The 5790-nt window shown below is 74.2% G+C and carries 5 protein-coding genes; 2 read left to right on the top strand and 3 right to left on the bottom strand.

The features are described 5' to 3' along the window. The 3 genes from ABD211_RS28095 to ABD211_RS28085 all read right to left on the bottom strand — a co-directional run. On the bottom strand, positions 1-1431 hold a 1431-nt coding region (locus ABD211_RS28095; RefSeq protein WP_344138360.1), incomplete at its 3' end, for a DEAD/DEAH box helicase. Positions 1432-1816: 385 nt separating this feature from the next. Beyond that, entirely contained in the window at positions 1817-2044 is a 228-nt protein-coding gene (locus ABD211_RS28090; protein WP_344138358.1) for a DUF3107 domain-containing protein, read from the bottom strand. 76 nt (positions 2045-2120) lie between these two features. Continuing rightward, the gene (locus ABD211_RS28085) at positions 2121-2765 is read right to left on the bottom strand and encodes a TetR/AcrR family transcriptional regulator (RefSeq protein ID WP_344138356.1); all 645 of its coding nucleotides are present in this window, start codon (positions 2763-2765) and stop codon (positions 2121-2123) included. A 170-nt stretch (positions 2766-2935) separates the two neighbouring features. Between ABD211_RS28085 and ABD211_RS28080 the strand changes: the two genes are divergently transcribed. Further along, positions 2936-4564: a hypothetical protein gene (locus ABD211_RS28080; protein ID WP_344138354.1), complete on the top strand. Its 1629-nt coding sequence runs from the start codon at positions 2936-2938 to the stop codon at positions 4562-4564. Positions 4565-4586: 22 nt separating this feature from the next. Beyond that, on the top strand, positions 4587-5693 hold the full coding sequence (locus ABD211_RS28075) for an alpha/beta fold hydrolase (RefSeq protein ID WP_344138352.1): 1107 nt from the start codon (positions 4587-4589) through the stop codon (positions 5691-5693). Positions 5694-5790 lie beyond the last annotated feature (97 nt).

The following is a 5790-nucleotide window of genomic DNA, read 5'->3' as shown; positions in this document are numbered from 1 at the left end:
GCCGCGCTCGCCGGTGCCGGAACGGCCGCCCCGGCCGCCGCGGCCCGGGGCCTTCGAGTCGCGGCCGCCGTCACGGCCACCGCGGCTGGTGCGCCGGCTGGCGCCACCCAGGTCCTCCTCGTGCTCGGCGACCAGGCCCGCCCGCGTGCGCGCCGCGGTCGGCAGGGTGCCGCTGATGCCCTCGGGGATGTCCAGGTCCGTGAACAGGTGCGGGGAGGTGTGGTACGTCTCCGGCGGGCCGTCCGGGCCGCTCAGCTCCAGCCCCAGCGTCTTCTCGATGAGCTGCCAGCGGGGCAGGTCCTCCCAGTCGACGAAGGTGACGGCGACGCCCGTGGCACCCGCGCGGCCGGTGCGGCCGATGCGGTGCACGTACGACTCCGAGTCCTCGGGGCAGTCGTAGTTGATGACGTGGGTGACGCCGGTGACGTCCAGGCCGCGGGCGGCGACGTCGGTGGCGACGAGTACGTCGATCTTGCCGGTGCGGAACGCGCGCAGCGCGCGCTCGCGGGCGCCCTGGCCCAGGTCGCCGTGGACGGCCGCGACCGCGAAGCCGCGGAAGTCGAGGTCCTCGGTGACGCGGTCGGCCGCGCGCTTCGTCCGGGTGAAGATCATGGTCAGGCCGCGCCCCTTGGCCTGCAGGATCCGTCCGACCACCTCGACCTTGTTGAGCGGGTGGGTGCGGTAGACGACCTGCAGGGTCTGCGGGGACAGGCCCGGCTGCTCGGCCGAGCGCTCCGCGTTGATCGTCATCGGCTGGCGCAGGAAGCGACGGGCCAGCGTGACGATCGGGTCGGGCATGGTCGCCGAGAACAGCATGGTCTGCCGGTCCTCCGGCAGCATCGCGAGGATCTTCTCGACGTCGTCGAGGAAGCCCAGGTCGAGCATGCGGTCGGCCTCGTCGAGGACGAGGGCGCGCACGCCGTCCAGCCGCAGGTGCGCCGGGGCGCCCTTCTTCGCCGGGCGCGCCAGGTCGAGCAGGCGGCCGGGGGTGCCGACGATGACGTCGACGCCCTTCTGCAGCGCCTCGACCTGCGGCTCGTAGGCCACGCCGCCATAGATCGCGAGGACCCGGATGCCCCGGGTCTTCCCGGCGGCCTGGATGTCGCGGGCCACCTGGATGCCCAGCTCGCGGGTGGGCACGACGACGAGCGCCTGGGCGCGGCCGTCGGCGCCGTCGGCCGGCGACATGATGCGCTCGAGGATGGGGATGCCGAAGCCCAGGGTCTTGCCGGTGCCGGTGGGCGCCTGGCCGATGAGGTCCACGCCGCGCATGGCGATCGGGACCGCGTACTCCTGGATGGCGAAGGCGCGGGTGATGCCGACCAGCTCCAGCGCCTCGACGGTCTCGGTGCGGACACCGAGCTCGGCGAAGGTGGGGGCGTCGGGACGAACCGGGGTGGAAATTTCGGTGTTGATCTCTTCGGAACTCATGTGTGTGGGGGTGTCCCTGCTGTCTGCGCCGGCGGTCGCCGGCGGCTCTCACATCGGGAGCGCTCCACAATCTGCAGGGGAACGCTCGGTTTTCGGCGTGGGCCGCACACGACCGGGGAGGTCGCGGGCCTTCACACGCGGCGCGGACGCGTGGTGGCGGTCATCGAGGATCCGTGACCAAGCGTTCGCGGCAACGTACCCCATGTTAACGGGTATACGGCCGGGCGTGGGTATCCATTGTTGTGGCAAATATGACCACGCGGGACGGAATTCGTGCTGAATTGCCATGATCCGCGTCAGATTCGGTCGCGGACCGGCGCGGTGACGGGCCGGTCCGCGATCCGCGTTGGGGTGCTTCGGCCGGTGTGTCGGCCGCGTCACGTGATCAGCCGGCGGTGAAGCCGACCGTACGCTGCGTCGTCTCCGCGATCTCCACGTAGGCCAGCTTGGCGACCGGCACGATGACCCGCCGGCCCTTCTCGTCGACGAGCTCAAGGATGCCGTCGTCGTCGGCGAGCGCCTTGGAGACCGCCTTGGCGACGTCGGCCGGCGACTGGGCGCTCTCCACGACCAGCTCACGCGCGGCGAACTGCACGCCGATCTTGACCTCCACGGTCGTCCTCCTCGTGATCGTCGGATGCTGCGGATGCCCGCGCGGCAAGGCTAGCCGATGTTCAGGGGAGCCCGGCTCAGGCTTGCCCGGCCTCGCGGCCGGTGATCGGGAAGCTCGCGATGCCCCGCCAGGACAGGGCCGCGATGAGCTGCTCGGCCTCCTCCTTGGGGACCCGGCGCCCGCCGGCGAGCCAGAACCGGGCGGCGGTCTCGGCGGCGCCGCACAGGCCCGAGGCGAGCAGCTCGGCCAGGTCCCGGCTCACGCCGGTGTCGACCATGATCGTCTCGGTGATGGCCTCGACGCAGCCGCGCTCGACCCGCTCCACCCGCTCCCGGACGGCCGGGTCGTTGACCAGGTCGGACTCGAAGACGAGCCGGAACGCCTCGCTCTCGTGGTCGACGAACTCGAAGTACGCCCGCATGGCGCCCTCGACGCGAAGCTTGTTCTCGCTGGTGGCGGCCATCGCGTCGCGGACCTTGCCGACGATGGCGTCCGAGTGGGTGTCCAGCAGCGCCAGATAGAGCTCCAGCTTGCCGGGAAAGTGCTGGTAGAGGACGGGCTTCGAGACCCCGGCGCGCTCGGCGATGTCGTCCATCGCGGCGGCGTGGTAGCCCTGCGCGACGAACACCTCCTGCGCCGCCTCGAGCAACTGCTTGCGCCGAGCCGAGCGCGGCAGTCGTAGTGGCCGTCCCGCCGTGTGCGTACCGCTCGCCGCGGGCATGCCCACCTCCTGGTCGCGTCGTCCTGCGTACAGAGTGCGCCGATTTGTGGCGCAGCAATGTCTACATGCACACGGTAGCCTTACGGCACGCGATCGAGGAGCGCACGGTGGAGGAAACGGGACGCACCGATTGGGCGTCATCGGCTGGACCCGGTCCGGCCGCCGGGGACATGGCGCGGCATCCGGTCACCGCCGGCGGTGTGCTCGCGGAGCGACGTCCCCCCAGGCCGGACCATGATCTGGCGCTCGCCGCGCGGGACGCCACCATGTCCACCTGGGCCGGCGGCACCGTGCGCACCTGGCGTCCGCTCGAGGTCCGGCCGTGGACCGAGGCCAGCACCTCCCCGGCCCCCACCGTGAACGGCACCAACGGCAACCACAACGGGGAGTACGTCCCGAGCCACGGCGACCGTGACCGGCCCGAGGCGCCGGTCGTCCCGCAGCAGCGCGCGCCCCTGGAGTCCGCCGCCCCCAGCCCGACCTCGCACTCCGGCCTGCCGATGCGACCGACGCCGGTGCCGCCGGTCGCGCCGTTCTCGCCGGCCGTCACTCCGCTGATCTCCGAGCCGCCCGCGCCCGTGTCGCCGGCCCGGGCCGCCGTGCCGGTGCCGGTGGTCACGCCCGCACCGCAGCCGGTCGCCGAGCGGGAGCTGCCGCAGCGGGTGCCCGGCATGCCGGACGTGCCCGAGGTGCCGTTGTCCGCGACCGACCCGCTGGTCGACCCCGCGCTGGCGCCCGTGCACCCCGCCGGCGAGCTGTCCCGCATCGCCGACTACCTGCGCACCGACGCCACGCATTCCCGGGGCCTGCCGGCCGAGGGCTTCGACGTGGCCGCCGTGCTGGCCGCCGTCCGGTCGGTGCGCGACGTGCGCGACGCGCAGCTGCGCTGGAACCCCGGCGGCGTGCACAGCCTGCGCCTCGACCTCGCCGAGGGCGCCGACGCGGGCCGGGTGAGCCGCGAGGTGGCCATGCTGCTCAAGGAGCGCATGGGTCTCGCCGCCGAGCCCAACCAGCAGCGTCCGCTGTCCGACACCGCCGCCCGGCCACTGCCGGCCCGCCCCGCCGGGTCCGGGTCGGCGCCCGTGACGCCGGCCAGCTACGGGGCCGCCTCGGCGCCCGTGACCCCGGCGGCCTTCGGCGCGGCCGGAGTGGTGAACGGGTCCGGCGCCGCGCACGCCCGGTCCGTGCCGGACGGGCGCCCCTGGACCGAGACCGCGCACACGCGCGCCGAACCGCGGCGTCCGGTGACCGAGCCCGACCGGCCGTGGACGGAGCCCGACCGGCAGCACGCGGGCATGCGCACCGTGGCCAGCGGCAGCGCCACCGTGCCGGCCGGGCGTGGCGAGCACTCGTCGCACCGCCCGCTGCGCCCCACCAACGGCCGGTCCGGCGGGCCGCGCGTGGTCCTCGACCACGTCCAGGTCACGACGCTGGGCATGGAGGCCAACGTCGAGGTCCGGCTCACCGTCAAGCCGCACGGCCGGGCCACCGGCACCGCCCGCGGTCCCGCTGTCGACGGGTACGTGCTGCGGCTCGCCGCCGTCGCCGCCGGCACCGCCCTCGACGAGCTGCTCCTCGACGACGGCACGGGCCAACCGCGCGGGCGCATCTTCATCGAGCACGTCGCGCTCGTGCCGTTCGCCGGCTGCGAGGTCGCCCTCGTCGTGCTGCTGCTGGTCTGCGACGGCTGGGTCGAGCAGCTCGCCGGCTCGTCCATCGTGGCCGGCGACCCGCGCCAGGCTGTGGTCCGCGCCACGCTGTCCGCACTCAACCGGCGGTTGGACGCGTTGCTCGGCTGACCCGCTCGGGCACAATTGGCGGATGAGACGCGCCGCGATGGTTCCCGAGGATGCGCTGCCGGTCATGACGGGCGTGACGCCGCCCTGGCCCGGCGAACGCGAGGTCGTCGACGGCACCGGCATCTTCGTCCGGCGCACCCCCGCGACGGTCCCCGACGCCCCGCCGGCCCTGTACGTGCACGGCCTGGGCGGCTCGTCGGCGAACTGGACCGATCTGGCGCACCTGCTCGCCGACCGGGTCGACGGCGCGGCCATCGACCTGCCCGGGTTCGGCCGCAGCGACCCCACCGAGTCGTACTCGGTGGCGGCCCTGGCCGGCTGGGTGATCCGCTGGATCGAGCACGCCGGGCGCGGCCCGGTGCACCTGTCCGGCAACTCGCTGGGCGGCGCCATCTGCGTACGGGTAGCGGGGCTGCGGCCCGACCTCGTCCGTACGCTCACGTTGATCTCGCCCGCGATGCCGTTCCTGGACCCGCGCCGCTCCGTCCACGGCCGGCTGCTGCCGCTGCTGATGGTCCCGCGCGCGGACCGGCTGGCCGCCCGCCGGCTGGCGACCATCGACCCCGACGTGCTGGCCCGCCAGGTGATCGAGGCGTGCTACGCCGACCCGTCCGTGATTCCCGAGGAGCGCTGGCTGGAGGCGATCGAGGAGGTCCGGCTGCGCTATGAGGTGCCGACCTACCTCGACGCGTACCTGCGGACCCTGCGCGGGCTCGTCGGCTCGTTCGTCCGGGCGTACCTGCCGGGCGAGGCGTCGATGTGGCGCATCGCCACCCGGATCACGGCCCCGACGCTGGTGGTCACCGGCCGGCAGGACCGGCTCGTGGACGTACGGGTGGCCCCGCAGGTGGCCCGCGTCATCCCGGACAGCCGGCTGCTCGTCCTCGACAAGGTCGGTCACGTCGCGCAGATGGAGGTCCCCCGCACGGTCGCCCGCGCGGTGCGCGGCCTGCTCGAGGAGCCGGGGGTCGGCGGCCCGGTGCCGGTGGGCGCCGCCCACGCCGGCCGCTGGGTGCGCGTCGGCGCCGGATCACAGCTGGTGGCGAACGCCACGGAGCGGGCCCGCCGCGTGCTGAGCCGGCCGTGGCGAACATTGCCGGGCCGCAACCTCCCGGGTGTGGCACCCTAGTTCTCGATGCCTTCCAGATCCGGCTCCTCCCCGGCCCGCCCCGACACCCGACCCGGCGCCCCCGCGCCGAGGCCGGGCGCTGGCGCGTCGTGGCAGC

Source organism: Luedemannella flava (genome assembly GCF_039528515.1).
Classification (GTDB): domain Bacteria; phylum Actinomycetota; class Actinomycetes; order Mycobacteriales; family Micromonosporaceae; genus Luedemannella; species Luedemannella flava.
This window is presented reverse-complemented; position numbering and strand designations above follow the sequence as displayed.